This window comes from Streptomyces sp. NBC_01304 (assembly GCF_035975855.1).
Classification (GTDB): domain Bacteria; phylum Actinomycetota; class Actinomycetes; order Streptomycetales; family Streptomycetaceae; genus Streptomyces.
In genome coordinates this window covers 1-13,621 of the sequence record NZ_CP109056.1, presented here as the reverse complement: position 1 = coordinate 13,621, position 13,621 = coordinate 1, and the positions used below count along the sequence as shown (strand labels likewise).

16 protein-coding genes are annotated in these 13,621 nt (G+C 69.9%); 13 read left to right on the top strand and 3 right to left on the bottom strand.

Features of this window, described 5'->3' with window-relative positions; all coding sequences use genetic code 11:
- Positions 1-11: 11 nt before the first annotated feature.
- On the bottom strand, positions 12-257 hold the full coding sequence (locus OG430_RS47575) for a hypothetical protein (protein WP_327359526.1): 246 nt from the start codon (positions 255-257) through the stop codon (positions 12-14).
- Between the two features lie 452 nt (positions 258-709).
- Here OG430_RS47575 and OG430_RS47570 point away from each other — a divergent pair, with 452 nt between their 5' ends.
- The 8 genes from OG430_RS47570 to OG430_RS47535 all read left to right on the top strand — a co-directional run bounded on the left by OG430_RS47570 (position 710) and on the right by OG430_RS47535 (position 6,268).
- The gene (locus tag OG430_RS47570; RefSeq protein ID WP_327359524.1) at positions 710-1,492 is read left to right on the top strand and encodes a hypothetical protein; all 783 of its coding nucleotides are present in this window, start codon (positions 710-712) and stop codon (positions 1,490-1,492) included.
- Positions 1,493-1,693: 201 nt separating this feature from the next.
- Entirely contained in the window at positions 1,694-2,260 is a 567-nt protein-coding gene (locus tag OG430_RS47565; protein ID WP_327359523.1) for a VUT family protein, read from the top strand.
- Positions 2,261-2,292: 32 nt separating this feature from the next.
- A complete protein-coding gene (locus tag OG430_RS47560; protein WP_327359522.1) occupies positions 2,293-2,862 on the top strand; it encodes a hypothetical protein in 570 nt (189 codons plus the stop codon).
- Between the two features lie 158 nt (positions 2,863-3,020).
- The gene (gene mihF / locus OG430_RS47555) at positions 3,021-3,338 is read left to right on the top strand and encodes an integration host factor, actinobacterial type (RefSeq protein ID WP_327359521.1); all 318 of its coding nucleotides are present in this window, start codon (positions 3,021-3,023) and stop codon (positions 3,336-3,338) included.
- A gap of 169 nt (positions 3,339-3,507) precedes the next feature.
- The gene (locus OG430_RS47550) at positions 3,508-3,639 is read left to right on the top strand and encodes a hypothetical protein (RefSeq protein ID WP_327359519.1); all 132 of its coding nucleotides are present in this window, start codon (positions 3,508-3,510) and stop codon (positions 3,637-3,639) included.
- 10 nt (positions 3,640-3,649) lie between these two features.
- Positions 3,650-4,516, top strand: coding sequence for an rRNA adenine N-6-methyltransferase family protein (locus tag OG430_RS47545; protein ID WP_327359518.1), 867 nt, complete (start codon positions 3,650-3,652; stop codon positions 4,514-4,516).
- Between the two features lie 123 nt (positions 4,517-4,639).
- Complete coding sequence (locus OG430_RS47540) at positions 4,640-5,527, top strand: hypothetical protein (RefSeq protein WP_327359517.1); 888 nt, start codon at positions 4,640-4,642, stop codon at positions 5,525-5,527.
- 90 nt (positions 5,528-5,617) lie between these two features.
- Positions 5,618-6,268: a GNAT family N-acetyltransferase gene (locus OG430_RS47535; RefSeq protein ID WP_327359778.1), complete on the top strand. Its 651-nt coding sequence runs from the start codon at positions 5,618-5,620 to the stop codon at positions 6,266-6,268.
- A 122-nt stretch (positions 6,269-6,390) separates the two neighbouring features.
- Here OG430_RS47535 and OG430_RS47530 read toward each other — a convergent pair whose 3' ends face one another.
- Positions 6,391-7,329, bottom strand: a complete 939-nt coding sequence (locus tag OG430_RS47530) for a hypothetical protein (RefSeq protein ID WP_327359516.1) — start codon at positions 7,327-7,329, stop codon at positions 6,391-6,393.
- Positions 7,330-7,702: 373 nt separating this feature from the next.
- On the opposite strand from OG430_RS47530, the gene OG430_RS47525 reads away from it, so the two are divergent.
- From OG430_RS47525 to OG430_RS47505, 5 genes are all read left to right on the top strand, one after another.
- The gene (locus OG430_RS47525; RefSeq protein ID WP_327359515.1) at positions 7,703-7,966 is read left to right on the top strand and encodes a hypothetical protein; all 264 of its coding nucleotides are present in this window, start codon (positions 7,703-7,705) and stop codon (positions 7,964-7,966) included.
- Between the two features lie 106 nt (positions 7,967-8,072).
- Complete coding sequence (locus OG430_RS47520) at positions 8,073-8,294, top strand: hypothetical protein (protein ID WP_327359514.1); 222 nt, start codon at positions 8,073-8,075, stop codon at positions 8,292-8,294.
- Between the two features lie 328 nt (positions 8,295-8,622).
- Complete coding sequence (locus tag OG430_RS47515) at positions 8,623-8,904, top strand: hypothetical protein (protein WP_327359513.1); 282 nt, start codon at positions 8,623-8,625, stop codon at positions 8,902-8,904.
- Between the two features lie 60 nt (positions 8,905-8,964).
- Positions 8,965-9,402, top strand: coding sequence for a hypothetical protein (locus OG430_RS47510; RefSeq protein ID WP_327359512.1), 438 nt, complete (start codon positions 8,965-8,967; stop codon positions 9,400-9,402).
- A gap of 21 nt (positions 9,403-9,423) precedes the next feature.
- Positions 9,424-9,888, top strand: coding sequence for a hypothetical protein (locus OG430_RS47505; RefSeq protein ID WP_327359511.1), 465 nt, complete (start codon positions 9,424-9,426; stop codon positions 9,886-9,888).
- Positions 9,889-9,980: 92 nt separating this feature from the next.
- Here the strand turns inward: OG430_RS47505 and OG430_RS47500 are convergent, their stop codons facing one another.
- Positions 9,981-12,491 carry a hypothetical protein gene (locus tag OG430_RS47500; protein WP_327359510.1) on the bottom strand — a complete coding sequence of 837 codons (2,511 nt, stop codon included), beginning with the start codon at positions 12,489-12,491 and terminating at the stop codon, positions 9,981-9,983.
- Between the last annotated feature and the right edge of the window lie 1,130 nt (positions 12,492-13,621).

Genomic DNA, 13,621 nt, shown 5'->3' with positions numbered 1-13,621 from the left:
CGCCGCCAGGGTCACCTGCGCCTCGCGTACCAAGGGGCCAGGCGCAACAGGCTGAGGAGGGTGCGGTGCGCCGCCGCATGGCGCTCCGCACTCCGGGCGAACGCAGCGCCGAGCGCGATCACGGCCGGAACGGCGGCGACGAGCAGGACCACGGTGCAGACCACCAGGGCGGTCGGTCCACTCGCACAGAGGCTGACCGCCACGGGTACCGCGACAGCAACTGCGGCGCGCCGCGACGATGGGCGGGATTCAGGCATGACAAGGCAGTCCTCTCCGGACTCATACGGCTGCGGGCGGTAGCGCCGCGGCTGCGGAACAGTCAGCCAGAGACCTCCCTCTGCGCCCCGGCCGGCCTCGCGGGGTTCTAAGGTCACCCCATGCCCCGAGGCGAAGTTGGCGCTGCCGACCGTGAGTTGCTCCGCCATCTCGCCGAGCGCGACCTTCAGGTCTCCCCGGCGCAATTGGAGCGGTGGCGCAGAGCCCGGCTCCTGCCCCCGCACGCCCGCCGCGGGCTGGGCCGCGGCCACGGATCAACGTCAGTCATCGCCCCGGGCACCGTGGAGATCGCCGCCGCACTGGCCCGCCACACCGCTCAGGGGCTCGATCTGCGCTGGAGCGTGCTGGGCTGGTACGCGGAGTCCGGCCGCCCGCGCCTGCCGGGCCACACTCCGGTCCCGGAACCTCCCTGGGTGCGGTACACCGCGCGCTCGTGTGGGCCGTCGCTGCCACCCCTGCGCAGCGGTTCCTCGAACAGGCTCGCTCCGCCCGCTCCGAGGAGGACATCGACGCTCTCTACGTGGAGGTCCAGCGCTACCTGGGACACGAGGCCGGCGCTCTTCCACACCCGCAGGAGCTGCGCGCCTTGTTCAACTCGCCCGCCGCCACGTCCCCGCCGCGCGGACCGGGTGGTTCCGAGGCCGTCGTGCACCTCGTCGCGGCCGCGGGGCTCGGGGTCGAGGAGCTCGGCGAGAACGTCCTGGCCGAGGTCCTCACTGCCCTCGGCCTGGGCCCGGCCGCGACACGAGCCGCCCTCGCCGACCACAGGCGCCAGGAGGCCCTGCTGGCGAGGGTGGGCCCCGCCGCGACACGGCACGACCCCCTCGCCCGGGTCAAGGAGGCCGGGGAGCAGCAGCTGGCCCAGGCCCGGCACGTCATGTACCAACTGGCCGGCGTCGGCGCCCTGTACTGGATGCACGCCCTGCTGATGCCGGACACTCCCACCCTGGCCGAACTCCGCAACGAGATCGACGAGTTGGGGGTCCACCAGATCCTGCACCAGGCCCTCATCGCCACGATGGAACCCCAGGGCGTCGCCCATGTGCTGCCCGCGTGCCTCGACGAGGGCGTCGCAGATTTCGCCGCCGACCTGCACGAACGCCTCCTTGAACGGGGTGAACGCCTGCTGGTCCTCCCGGGCCACGAACAGGACCACGAGGCGTTCAGCCGCGCCTGGCTCGCTGAGCTGCAGCACCGGGCGCAGACCGACCAGTAGGGGCCCGGCCCACCCGCCCTCGATTCCAGCGGCGCGCCGACGGCTGAGGCGGCGGACGGGCCCGAAAGATCCGCAGGCCGATGCGGGGCGCCCCTGTCCACAGCCCGGGCCGCCCACCCTCACCGCATGTCCTCAACACACTCCCATCCCGGTCACGGCCCTGCCCGACGCGCACCGGAACCCCGGCCCCGTGGCGACTACATGTCCGAGAATCCACAGCCGGGCTCGCCCGATCACCGGCAGGACCGCTGGGCCGGGTACGCCGTGCTGGCCGCGTACGTCCTGGCGCTCATCGCGGCGAACTGGGCGACGAGCCACTACGGCCTGATCCCGGTCGGATTCGGCTACACCGCGACCGCCGGCACCGTAGCGGCCGGCATCGCGCTGATGCTGCGCAACCTGATCCAGGACTACCTGGGCCGCCGCGCGGTGGTCGGCGCGATCGTGGTCGGCTCCTGCATCTCCGCGGCGACCACGGACCAGGCCGTCGCGCTGGCCTCGGCGTGCGCGGTACTCGTGTCCGAGCTGGCGGACATGTGCCTCTACACGCCGCTGCGCCGCCGCGGATGGGTACGCGCGGTGCTGCCGGCCACGCTGCTCGGGGCACTGCTCGACACCGTGGTCTTCCTGTCGATCGTGGGACTGCCGGTGTGGCCGCAGGTGCCCGGGCAGCTCGTCGGCAAGCTCTGGGCCGTCGCCATACCCGTACTCGCCGTCCTCACCTACCGTGCGGCCAGGCGTCGCTCGGCGAGCTCATGCTCTACCTGACCACTCCGTCCGGGCCCGCGGTCAGACTGGCCATGGCGGAAGGGCGACTCGGCTGGATGAACACCCCGGCCCAGGGCAACCGCCTCCCCTCAGGCCAGATATGGGCGGCCGACAACGGGAAGTTCGGAAAGGGATGGCCTGGAGTGCACCGCTGGCTTCGGTGGCTCGACGCCCATGCCGACCGGGCACCGGACTGCCTGTTCGCCGTCGCCCCAGATGTCCCGATGGACGCCGCCGCCACCCTGAAAGAGTCCGTGCCCTACCTCGAACCGATCCGCGAGCGCGGCTATCCGGCGGCCTTCGCCGCGCAGGACGGAGCCGAGGAAGTCGGAGTGCCCTGGGGCGAGTTCGACGTCCTCTTCCTGGCCGGCTCAACCGAATGGAAACTCGGGCCGGCCGCACGCCAACTGGCGGCCGACGCCCGGGAGCGCGACGTCCCGGTCCACATGGGGCGGGTCAACTCACGTAAACGGCTGCGGTACGCCGACCAGATCGGCAGCGCGACGGCGGACGGCACCTTCGTGGCCTTCGCCCCCGATGTGAACCTGGCGCGGTGCCTCAGATGGATCTCGGATCTCGACCGGGAAGCGACCCTCTTCTAGGCCGGCGAGATGGGTCTTGGACGCGGGGCTGCGCGGAGCGAGAACGGATACCGAGACGTCCGCCACACCCGCGGGCGAATCGCGGCAAACTCGCTGGTCATCGCCCTTGTGTCAGGTGAGGATGGGCTGGGTATCGCCCATCTGCAGGAAGGACGCCCATGTCCCCGCTGCCCGCGCTCACCCCCGCTCAGAGGAACGAGGCGCTTCAGAAGGCCGCCCTGGTCCGCAAGGAACGGGGCGCCGTGCTCGCCGAGTTGAAGGGCGGCCGGATCAGCCTCAAGGAAGTCCTCGACCGGCAGGACGACGTGATCGGCAAGACGCACGTCAAGAGGCTCTTGGAATCACTGCCCGGGATCGGCAAGATCCGCGCCGGCCAGCTGCTCGACGAGATCGGTATCTCGGAACGACGCCGGGTGCGCGGTCTCGGGGCGCGACAGCAGGAGAAGCTCCTCGAGCTCTTCCCTCACCAGCGTTGAGGCCGTGTCGCACGCTCTGACGGCCCACCGCCCGCATGTAGCGTCGAGCCCGCCGACAGGCCCCGGCCGGTGTCACCCCCCGAGCACCCGACCGGGGCCGACCCATGCCCCGATCTGGCGCGTGCAGGCAGTCTTGGCACCCGTCACGGCCCGCGCCACACTGCTGAACATGCCGAGGACAAACGGAGCCGACCCAGACCCTGAACAGACGGAAGAGGGCGACGTGCCCCAGGCCGGCCAGGACGACACCGGCAACGGCCACCAGGACACCGACCCTGGCCCGCTGCCCGACGACGACTGAGGACGCGAGCATGGACGCGGCCGCGCTGCGGGCACAATGCGCGGAGGAAATCGCCACCCGGTACGGGTACTTCGACGACGCCGCATGGCTGCGTGCCATCTTCGAGCAGGTGCCTCGCGAGCACTTCACCCCGGATCGAGTGTGGTGGCCGAAGAAGGGCGAGGACGGTCTGTACCCGCTCCTGGACCGGACCACTGAACCCAATCGCTGGCTGAAAGCCGTGTACCGGCCGCTCGCAGCCCTGATCACTCAGATCTCGGACGGCGAGGTCAGGCCGGAGGACGGGCCGACCGACAGCAACGACTGGACGTCGTCGATCTCCTGTCCGGCCGTCGTGGTGAACATGCTGCGCCACCTCAATCCGCAGCCCGGCGAGCGCGTGCTCGAGATCGGCACGGGCACCGGCTACTCAACCGCCCTGCTGGCCGAACGGGTTGGCCACGTGGTGAGCGTGGAGATCGACGAGGAGCTCGCCAAGCGCGCCGAGCTCCGCCTGCGCGAGCTGGGCTATGGCGACGACAGGGTGGAGGTGCACGCGGTCGACGGTGAGCACGGTTGGAAGGGCGGCGCTCCCTACGACCGGATCATCTCCGCCGTCGGTCTGGGCATGATCCCGACCGTGTGGCTGCACCTGGTCCGGCGGGGCGGGGTGATCCTCGCTCCGCTTGACACGCCGATGGGCTCCGACGCCCTCGTGCGTCTGGACGACTGCGATGGGCAAGGCTCGGGGCGGGGGCCGCTGATCACCGGCGTGCACTTCATGAGGATGCGCTCGCAGCGCGAGCGCCGGCCTTGGGCCGAGTACGGATGGCCGGAGTGGGCGGACTGGGAGGTCAGCATCGTCCAAGGCGAGCAGAGGATCCGCACCCGCGACTAGGCCCGGTCTCTGTCCACAGGCAGGCGGCAGAAGTCTGGCCGCATGAGTTCACGTACGAAAGCAGTGTCACGGCCGACGCGTAAGCCACTCGGCCACCAGCGACTTGTCTCACCTTCGGACGCCGTGCGGATCAAGGCCCGACTGACCCGCTGGATGGGGACCGACGACTTCTGGCGCGTAGCAGCCTGCGATCCTCTGTGGGAACAGGTCTTCCCCGACCAGTGGGGCGCACTCCCGCAGACCGGGCGGGAGTCGCTGCTCGCGAAAGGATGGTCGCCTGCGGAGGTCCAGCGTTCAAGTGACCTGGTGTACGCGGACCCGGCCATGTCTGACCTGGTGCTTGCCGCAGCCCACACCTTCCCCCAACAGCAGGTACAGCGCGAGGAGTTGCTGGCTCCTGATGGAATGATCGTCTTCGGCAAGCAGATCGAGGCCCGCGCCTTCATATCGAACCATCGGAGCTGGAAGAGCCTCTCTGCGGCGGCGATCAGCTGGGAGTCGGGCGAGCACGTTCTGGCCGCTGTCCTGTGGATCCCCCAGCGCCGGGGCAACGGCACCATCAACGGCGTTCGCTTCCACACCGATGGGTACATCCCGGCGGCCACCATGCTCATGCCGTGGGACAACCCGGAGGCTCCATCCGGGCTCCACCCCATCTCGCTGCTGCGCTCGCTGTCGGCGCTGTCACGACAACGGCTGACCCGCGAGGACTCTCCGAAACTCCACCAGTCGGTTCGAGGTCTGGCTCGGAGTTCAGGGATCACCCAGGAGCAGTTCCGTCGGATCTACCTGCAACGTCCTGAGGCGGCCGAGCACGAACTCGCCGCGGCCCAAGCCCACGCGGAAGGACGCACGCCGGCTGGGCATTGGGTGAGGGGGCATTGGCGCCAGCAGTACTACGCGAGCATCGACCAGCACCGCGCGACGTGGATCGAAGGATTCCCGCGCGGGGACTTTTCGCGGCCTGCCGATGATCGGCCCCGAGTGCTGATCGCACGCGGAGAACTGTGAGCAGAGCCGCCACGGCGTGCCAGAGACCGTTCCTCCCATCACGGATACCGTGCGGCCGCGCGTCCACCAAGACGCGGCCCTGGTACGCCGATCCGTATCTGCGCACGGCCGCGCGCCTATGCGCAGACGCCCGGCGCGTGGACCGTCGCCCGCGCCGGCAGCGGGGAGGCGGTCGGCATGGTGACCATCGGCCAGGACCACCGGTGCGACGGCCGCGCCGAACTCTCCTACCAGCTGCTGCCCGCGGCCTGGGGGCAGGGCCTGGGCCACGAGGCGGTCAAGGCGGCCGTCGGCTGGTGGACGAGCAGGACGCCCGCCGGCGGCCCGCTGGTGGCCGTTACCCAGAAGGCGAACACCCCCTCCCGTCGCCTGCTGGAGGCGGTCGGCATGGTGCTGGTCGACGAGTTCGAGGAGCACGGCGCGACCCAGTGCCTCTACACCCCCAACAGCCTGGGGGAAGACACCGAACTACGCTGGACCCGCCTGGCCAGCGCCCGCCAGGACGAGAGGGAACGACGACACGGTGTCCAGGCCCGGGCCACCCCGGAGGGGCAACGCCTCCCGGAGGACCTGGCGGCCCTGACGTCCGAGGAACTGGGCAGCCTGTGCCTGGCCCGCCACGGCGCCCACGGTCGCATCTGTGCCCGCGATGCCGGCCACACCCCGGAGCTCCATGTCGGCCGGGCTGCTGACGGCGCCTGGATCGCCTGGCTGACCTCCGTTGGCGCCGGCGGCGCGTAGAGCGTGACGGCGCACGCTCGGATAGGGCGGGGGCCTGCCGCGGACAGGCCAGTCTCAGGTCGCAGTCAGTTCGTGGTCGCGGGCAAGCATGGCGCGCGGCTGCGCCTGCCCGGTGTCGTGGATCAAGTCGGCATGACCAGCGGTTCGCCAGTCGCGGGGCTCTTGGCCTGGTGGGGGTGGTCGAGCAGGTGCCGTGTTGCCTGCTCAGCTTGCCAGCGTGCGGCGGCTGGGCTGGGGGCTCGGCCGCCCTTGTAGTGCACTTTCGAGCCGTCCGGGCGCTGCCAGTCGAGCGACCATCCCCAAAGTCCGACGCTCTCGGCTTGGCTCCACAAGGGGCGCCCGTCGAACGGCAGCGGGTCGACCTGGACCCAGACGAGCAGGTCCGTTCCCGGCACGGGAACTCGCACGCTTGAGCAGGCATGATCGGTTCCGGGGGCCTGCCACAACAGCACAGCCGGCGGGGTGTCCACGGACAGTTTGGCCGCGTGGGTGATCAGGTCGGCCAGGTCCCACACCAAGGCAAGCGTGAGAGCGGCCTGCTGGGGCAGCGGCCACTCAGCGGGGGCGTCCAGCAGCAGCAGGTCCACCGCGTCGCCGATCCGGTCGTCGTTCAGCCGGATCTCGGTCTCCACGTCGTGCCACGTCCGTGCCTGAAACTCGTGCTCCGTGGCTGCCTCCTCCACCAGTTCCAGGGCCAGAGCGACCATGTCGTGATCCACCGATAGCCCCATCCCTGCCTCCCGCAGTTCTTCGGGCGTCAGCTGCTCCACGAGGCCCTGGAGGTGACCAGCCACCGCCTCGCCCACGGCGCTCAGCGGGGGCAACTCAACACCCTCCCTGACCGGATGGCCCCAGAAGTGCGCCACCCGCCACAGCTTCTCCAGCTCCGACACGTCGGTCACGCCTTCGACTTGCTCGGCGAAGTCCAGAGCCGAGCCGACCAGGGCGAGGGCGGCCGGGCTCTGCTGGGCACCGCTGCGCCCGGCGAACCGGCACAGCGCCGCCGCCCGGCCCTCGACCGGACCGAGTACCTGCCCGGCCGCCTCGAACCTCTGCGTCATCGTGTCTCCTCTCGTTGCTGTAGCGGGCCGGCACCCACCGAAGGGCCCCTGTCGCCCCCGGCAGGGGAGGAGCACCGGCCGCGGTGGCGCCACGATTCGGATCAGCGGCGACCGGCGCTGCAGCCGCTGTGGTGTACGGCGGCAGGCCACCGGCCCCGGTCGAACCCCTGGGTGATGGCGGCAGTGAGGCCGGCAGCGAGCGATGAGTTGTGGCTCATAGCCATGAGCGTACCGGGGGCGGACGGGGTTCATACGCAGCAGGCGAGAGCTCAGTATTATGACGCGTAAAACTTGACCAAGATAGTTTCAAGGGGTAAATTATATGAATGCGGCGGCAGAGAGCCGACTGCACAACAGCGCGGAAGGGGCAGTGATGGAGCTGACTCAGGAGGAGGCCGCGTACGCGGCTCAGATCGTGCGTCTGGGCGCCTGCTCGCCGCACGTCCTGGCACTCAACACGGGGCGCCACGTGCAGGGCCTCAACGGGAGCGACGGCATCGCCGGTCACCTGCGGGCCGTCGAGGGCAACAAGGCCGTCATCGTGAACGGCTTCGGCGTGACCCACGTGAACGTCGGCGCCTTCATCTGGCTGGTGCACCCGCACCAGTTCACCCTCGGCGGCAAGCCCGTGAGCTGACCGGACCGACCGCCGAGCCGCGGTACCCCTCTGCCCGCGGCCCGACCCCTTCACCCGCACCGGGCGAACCCCGCCCGGTGCCAGCCCACGTGAGGAGACCCGCAGCATGCCGATCCCGAAGAGCGAGCGCACGGCCCGAGCCCTTGCCAACAAGTCCGCGGCGTGGCGCCCGCCCTCACGGCATCGCCGGACCGACAGCAGCAGAGGCGGCGTCGACTTCCCCGGCGATCCGATCGGCAGCCGCGACTACTGCTGGTGCGGCGCCCGCTACGACCACGACTGGCCCGGGAAGACCACGAACGCCCCGCACCCGACCACCTACAAGTAGCCGGAGGACCACAACAAATGAGCTCGATCCTGGCGCGAAAGCCCCGCAGTGCGACAGGTGACGTCAACGGATGGGAGCGCAGCATCTACGGGACCACCTACTGGTTCGACGCCACCCCGTACGAGGTGAAGGCCTTCCGGCTCACCGCCGACAGCGGTGAACTGGTCCGTCACTGGATCGACACGCCAGACACGATCGGCGAGTACGACCCGAATGACCCCTCGACGCGCCCCAGCCGGGGCAGATCGCCTGGACACGGCACTGGAACACCCGCAGGACCGACAGGAAGTACGTCACCCGCTGCCGCACCTGCGACAACGTCGTGGAGGTGACGCGCGAGCAGCTCGTCGACCACCACAACGCCTCGTACGGAGGCGTCCTGTGCACCAGGAGCGGCGCCGCAGCGACGCTGAAGGCCGCCCTCGTACGCGACGCCAAACTCTCCGCGCAGGAGACCGTGGCCTACAACATCACCTTCAACTGGCTCACGAGCTGCAACGGATCACTGACGACCTCCGACGGCAGCACCGAGCCGTGCCACCACCCCGTGCACATGCGGAACATGCACGCCGGACTGCGCTGGACGCTCTCCGGCTGGAAGAAGCCGTGACCTCCGCGCCCGGCGCGATCTCCGCACGCCCCGCCTACACCTGACCTTGAGGAAGTTGAATTGATCCGAGAAGACCGGTTCCTGATCTCTCGTAAGCCGTTCGCGGTCGACCTGTCCTCCGTCACCGGCGAACTCGGTCCGCACGGCGACAGGTTCTCCATCGACGGGAAGGCCGACGCCGTCTGGTTTCGCCGGCAGGACGGAGTCACCCGCGCCTGCATCGGCACGATCATGCTCTGGCGCCATCATCTGCGCGAGCCGGTGCCCCTCGACACTGCGCAGGCCATCCTGTCCGCCGACCTGGACGGCCGCTACGGCGGCGACTGCCACGGCCGCTGGGACGGCGATCGGTACTGGGGAGCCCAGGAGCCGGCAGCCATGGAGCAGCACCTCGCGATTCTGCGCCCCATGCTCGACAACTACCCGTCCCTGCCGCCGGGTTACGACGGCTGGTGGACGTTCCAGACCCCGCGACAGCCGAAGACGTCGGCCACCTAGCCCTGATCGAAGGAGTCCCCGATGGGAAGTTCAGCAACCGCGAAGCTTGTGTACGGATACGACCTGGGTGGCGACGATGCCGGCTGGAAGGTGAAGGAGAAGGGCGAGTACGGCGAGCTGAGCGCCTCTTGGTACGAGACAGACAGCGTTGAGGACGCCCTGGAGAACGCCCTCCTGGCCGCGGCCGGATTCACCGACACGTGGACCCCGGGAGACGTCGGGTACTACGAACGGCGCGGAGCGGCCCTCGAGCAGTTCGGCGTCAAGATCGTCACGTACTGCATGTTGGATTCCCCGAGCTACCTGCTCGCGGCCGGGCAGATTCGGGCCGAGGAGGACAGCACCACGGCGATCGACCTCGCTTCGCTGACCACCCGGCCGGAGCGCGAAGGATGGGACGCCAAGCTGCACACCGCCATCAAGACACTCGGCCTGACCCCGGAGCAGGCACAACCGGCCTGGCTGCTGTGCTCGATGTACAGCTGACAGGCACGCCCGACAGGAAAGGAGCCCGACGACAGGTTTCCGACACCGACGAGCTGAATGCTCAACGTCACGGCTTCCGATCCGGGATCAGTTCAGACGTGCCGCCCCTGCGCTGCTTCCCGCACGCCCAGCGATTGGCGGTCGTGCTTGTCGGCCAGTGTCTTGAGCTGGTCCGCGAAGCCGACCCAGTCCGCGGGCGGCTGGAGTTCGACGACGGCTGTCCCGTTCCAGACCGGGCCCGGGACGTGCAGCTCCCGCATCTTGCGGACCAGGTCGCGCTCCTCGTCGTCCATGGCGCGCATCCGCGACCACGGGCGCCTCCACTCGCCTCCGACAGGGGTGACGAGGTCGTGCTGCAGCAGGTGTCCCATGCGTGACTGCCACCAGTCACGCTTCCGGCGGAGCTCCTGCGCCTGGTCGATACGGTCCATGTCGGCTGCCGAGATGACGCCGTTGACGGTGATGGCTTCGAGGATCTGTTGGTGAACCTCGGTCAGGCGCGGGAGCCTCCGCTTCCTCGTCGGCGCCGTGAACGGCTCGAGCCCTGCCTCTTCGCGCAGGATCGCGTGCATCCCCGTCAGGCAGGCGGACTGGTGGAGCTCCCTCCACTCCTGCTCCCGCTCGCGCCGGTCGGCCAGACCCAGCAGGCCCGGACAGACCTGGCACAGCCTCAGGACTGCATCGGGTTCTTCGCTCTTGCTCCACTGCTCCCACCACTGGTGCCCTGTGGCGGGCAGGCGCCCGCAGAGCGCGCACCCCGTGCCGTGGAACGCACCTCCTTCCCGCAGTTCCTTCAGCGCCTTGTAGCTCGCGTGGGGGTAGACCTCCTGGTAGTCGTCGGCGCGGCCGGACACCCCGCCCAGGCCCCGGCAGTCCTCGCACAGGGCGATCGGCGAGGAGCTGCGCGGCTCGCCGGGCCGCGAGATCCGGGCGGCCGGCAACTCGCGGCGGCACCAGGAGCAACTACCGGCGGTGCCGGGCTCGGGCTTGCGGTACCGCGGCGTGGTGCGGCTGACGGTCAGGTCGCGGTCCTCCCGGAACAAGACCGTTCCCTCCTCGGCGTACGGGTGGAGCATGAACAACCGCACGGCGGTGCCCTTGCCGGCCAGGGCGAGCCTGGTGCGCCAGTGGCCATAGCCGACCATGTCGCGGACCAGGCCGGTCATGCCCGCGTCCCTGGCGGCGTCCTCCATCCGGGCCTCGGCCTTGGCCTGCTCGGTCTGGTCCGACAGCCGCGGAGACAGGTGGACGGCGAGGTCGACGTGCAGGAGCTGCTTACGGCCGGGGTCGGAGTAGGGGCCGGCGGCCCGGATTTCCTTGACCCACCACAGCGAGTCGGGGTCGGCGTTGATGTCGCGTGCCGCGGTGACGACCTTGGCGGTCAGGGCGTCGGCCTTGGCGCGGGTGACCGCCTTGCGGCCGGTGCCGCGGCCGAGCTGCACACCGTCTGCTGTGATCTTCCAGTGTCCGCCGTCTCGGTCGGCGGCGGTGGCGGAACCGGGCGCGATCAGCAGTCCCTGGTCGGCCATTGCGCCGAGGTAGGCCAGAGCCTGGGGATCGTCCATCGCGAGGTGTTCGCGGACCTCGCGCAGGGTCAGGCCCCAGGTCCCGGCGCGCTTGAGGAGGTCCCTGGTCTGCCGGGTCGGGTGGCCGAGGAACGGTGCGTCAAGGTCGAGGGCCACCTCGCCGCCGCCCGTCCCGACGCCGCCGAGCGGCACCAGTGCGGGGCGGTCGGGGTGCGCCGAGGCACGCAGCAGGTCCTCCTCGTCCTTGCGTGCCTGGTAGAGGGCGCCGCGGCGGGCACCGTCGACCCGTTCGAGGTCGGGGTTCTGCACAGTGGCGGCGAGGGCTTTCGCCTGGTCGTCGGGATCGACGGGAGCGGTCTCGTCGTCATCGCCGGGCAGGCTGAGGGAGGCGATGTCGGGCAGCATCAGCGCGAAGTGGTCCCGGCCGTCGTACGCGCTCAGCCAGGGCACGTCCCGGAGGCCGGCGCTGCGCGGGTGCACGCTAGTGACGTCGACGTTGATCCACTCGGGCTCGGCGAACGGCACACCGGGCCGGGCCCACAGGATGCGGACCTGCGTCCAGCCCCTGTCGCCGAGGTACTGCTGGGCCTGGCGGACGGCGTGAGCGGCGTGGTCCGACGGGATCCAGTGACCAAGCTCCCAGCAGTGGTCCGCATCGGCGCGCCGGGCTCCGGCGCGGTCGATCAGGAACTTCGCCATGTCCTGGCGCAGCCGGTCGCGGACCGCGGCCACGTAGTGGTTCGACGGAGCGGTGCTGCCCAGGGTCCCGGCGTCCGGCCACGTCACCGCTGCTCCGTCCCATAGGGGGAAGGTCGGCGAAGCGACGGGTGCGGCCTCGCCGGCCCCGTGGGTGATACGCGCGGCTTTCCGGTCGGCCGGCTGGGGGCCGGTCGGGGCGGAGAGAATCCGGACGGCCTCCGCACGACCGGCCGCGTCCAACACGGCTGGGAGAAGGCCTTTCTCGGCGGCGTCGACTACGCGCTCCAGGGCACGCTGGTACCCCATCCGCGTCTCGGCGTTGAGAGCCCTGGCAATGTCCTGGCGGTTGCTGATGTTCGTGCTGTTCTTCGGCGACATGACTGCTCCTGCACGCTCCGGCTCGGGCCGTCCCACCACGACCGGCGCCGGAGTGCATACAGGGCGGTCAGAGAAAGGCGGGAGCGCCAACCGTCACCACTGCATCACGCTCCCAGCGGCAGCTGGATTCACCACAGCCCGGAGGTGGGTCCGGACACGGCACGCCCGGTGACAGACGCAGGCCCGATCCTATCGCCCGCCCGGGCGGCAGACGGTGTGGTCCAGCACGTTGTGCACCAACCGAACTCTGAGAGCAGTGGTTACCCACCCTGCTGCCGGAGTGTCTCCCGCCCTGTCGGAGATCCGTTCCCGCTGGACCAAGTGCCCGATTCGTCGACGGGGCCGCCTCGGTGACGTTTCGGAAGGTGCCCCAGTGCCTCGCCCCAAGGATCACCACCACCCTGGGAATCCGCTACGACGGCTGGGCGGCCCGAAGGATGTCAAGGCAGCCCACGACTTCAGCACGGCGACCAGGCCCACGCTGTCCGTAGAGTGAGGTACGACTGCTGTGCCTCGCTTTGAACCATGGCCGTTTCCGAGCAGAGCCGGGTGAGATCGCAGGCGCGAAGGGCTTGGCCGGGAGCATGAACCCGCAAGCAAAGACGCGTAAAACTTGACCCAGAGTCTATTGATGGGTAAGTTATGCACGTCTAGGCCGTGTCCCCGGGTTACTGATTGCCGAACCGGCCGGCCTCATCGGGGCCGACCCTCCGTGTGGAGCACGGTACACCCCTCGATCTTGCTGCTGGTTCGAAGTCTCGTTCTTCACCGGTGTGTTGTAGAGCGCGGAGCGCTCCCTACAAGATCACCGATCACCTCCAACCCACATCACATACAGTAACCGGAGCGCGGAGCGCTCCGGCCCCCACCAAACCGGTTCGAGATGCGAAGCATCACGAACCAACGCCCAACTCCAGTGCGAAGCACAGGAGTTCACCCACCCACCAACCCAAGGGGCGCGGAGCGCCCCAACACCCCCCACCAGCACGGGCAACGCCCGTGCACCCCGGCCGCCGGCCGGGGCCAGCACGCCGGAGGCGTGCCAACTCCCGTGCGAAGCACGGGAGTTCACCGTACACACCCGCGAAGCGCCGCAGGCGCAGGCCCCTAACCGAAGGCCGGGGTTCACC

Excerpts from the sequence above, each read along its gene's own strand:
- OG430_RS47550 (WP_327359519.1), top strand. The coding sequence starts at position 3,508 with ATGCCGAGGACAAACGGAGCCGACCCAGACCCTGAACAGACGGAAGAG.
- OG430_RS47575 (WP_327359526.1), bottom strand. The coding sequence starts at position 257 with ATGCCTGAATCCCGCCCATCGTCGCGGCGCGCCGCAGTTGCTGTCGCG.
- OG430_RS47505 (WP_327359511.1), top strand. The coding sequence starts at position 9,424 with ATGGGAAGTTCAGCAACCGCGAAGCTTGTGTACGGATACGACCTGGGT.
- OG430_RS47565 (WP_327359523.1), top strand. The coding sequence starts at position 1,694 with ATGTCCGAGAATCCACAGCCGGGCTCGCCCGATCACCGGCAGGACCGC.
- OG430_RS47520 (WP_327359514.1), top strand. The coding sequence starts at position 8,073 with ATGCCGATCCCGAAGAGCGAGCGCACGGCCCGAGCCCTTGCCAACAAG.
- OG430_RS47530 (WP_327359516.1), bottom strand. The coding sequence starts at position 7,329 with ATGACGCAGAGGTTCGAGGCGGCCGGGCAGGTACTCGGTCCGGTCGAG.
- OG430_RS47560 (WP_327359522.1), top strand. The coding sequence starts at position 2,293 with ATGGCGGAAGGGCGACTCGGCTGGATGAACACCCCGGCCCAGGGCAAC.
- OG430_RS47545 (WP_327359518.1), top strand. The coding sequence starts at position 3,650 with ATGGACGCGGCCGCGCTGCGGGCACAATGCGCGGAGGAAATCGCCACC.
- OG430_RS47525 (WP_327359515.1), top strand. The coding sequence starts at position 7,703 with ATGGAGCTGACTCAGGAGGAGGCCGCGTACGCGGCTCAGATCGTGCGT.
- mihF (WP_327359521.1), top strand. The coding sequence starts at position 3,021 with ATGTCCCCGCTGCCCGCGCTCACCCCCGCTCAGAGGAACGAGGCGCTT.
- OG430_RS47500 (WP_327359510.1), bottom strand. The coding sequence starts at position 12,491 with ATGTCGCCGAAGAACAGCACGAACATCAGCAACCGCCAGGACATTGCC.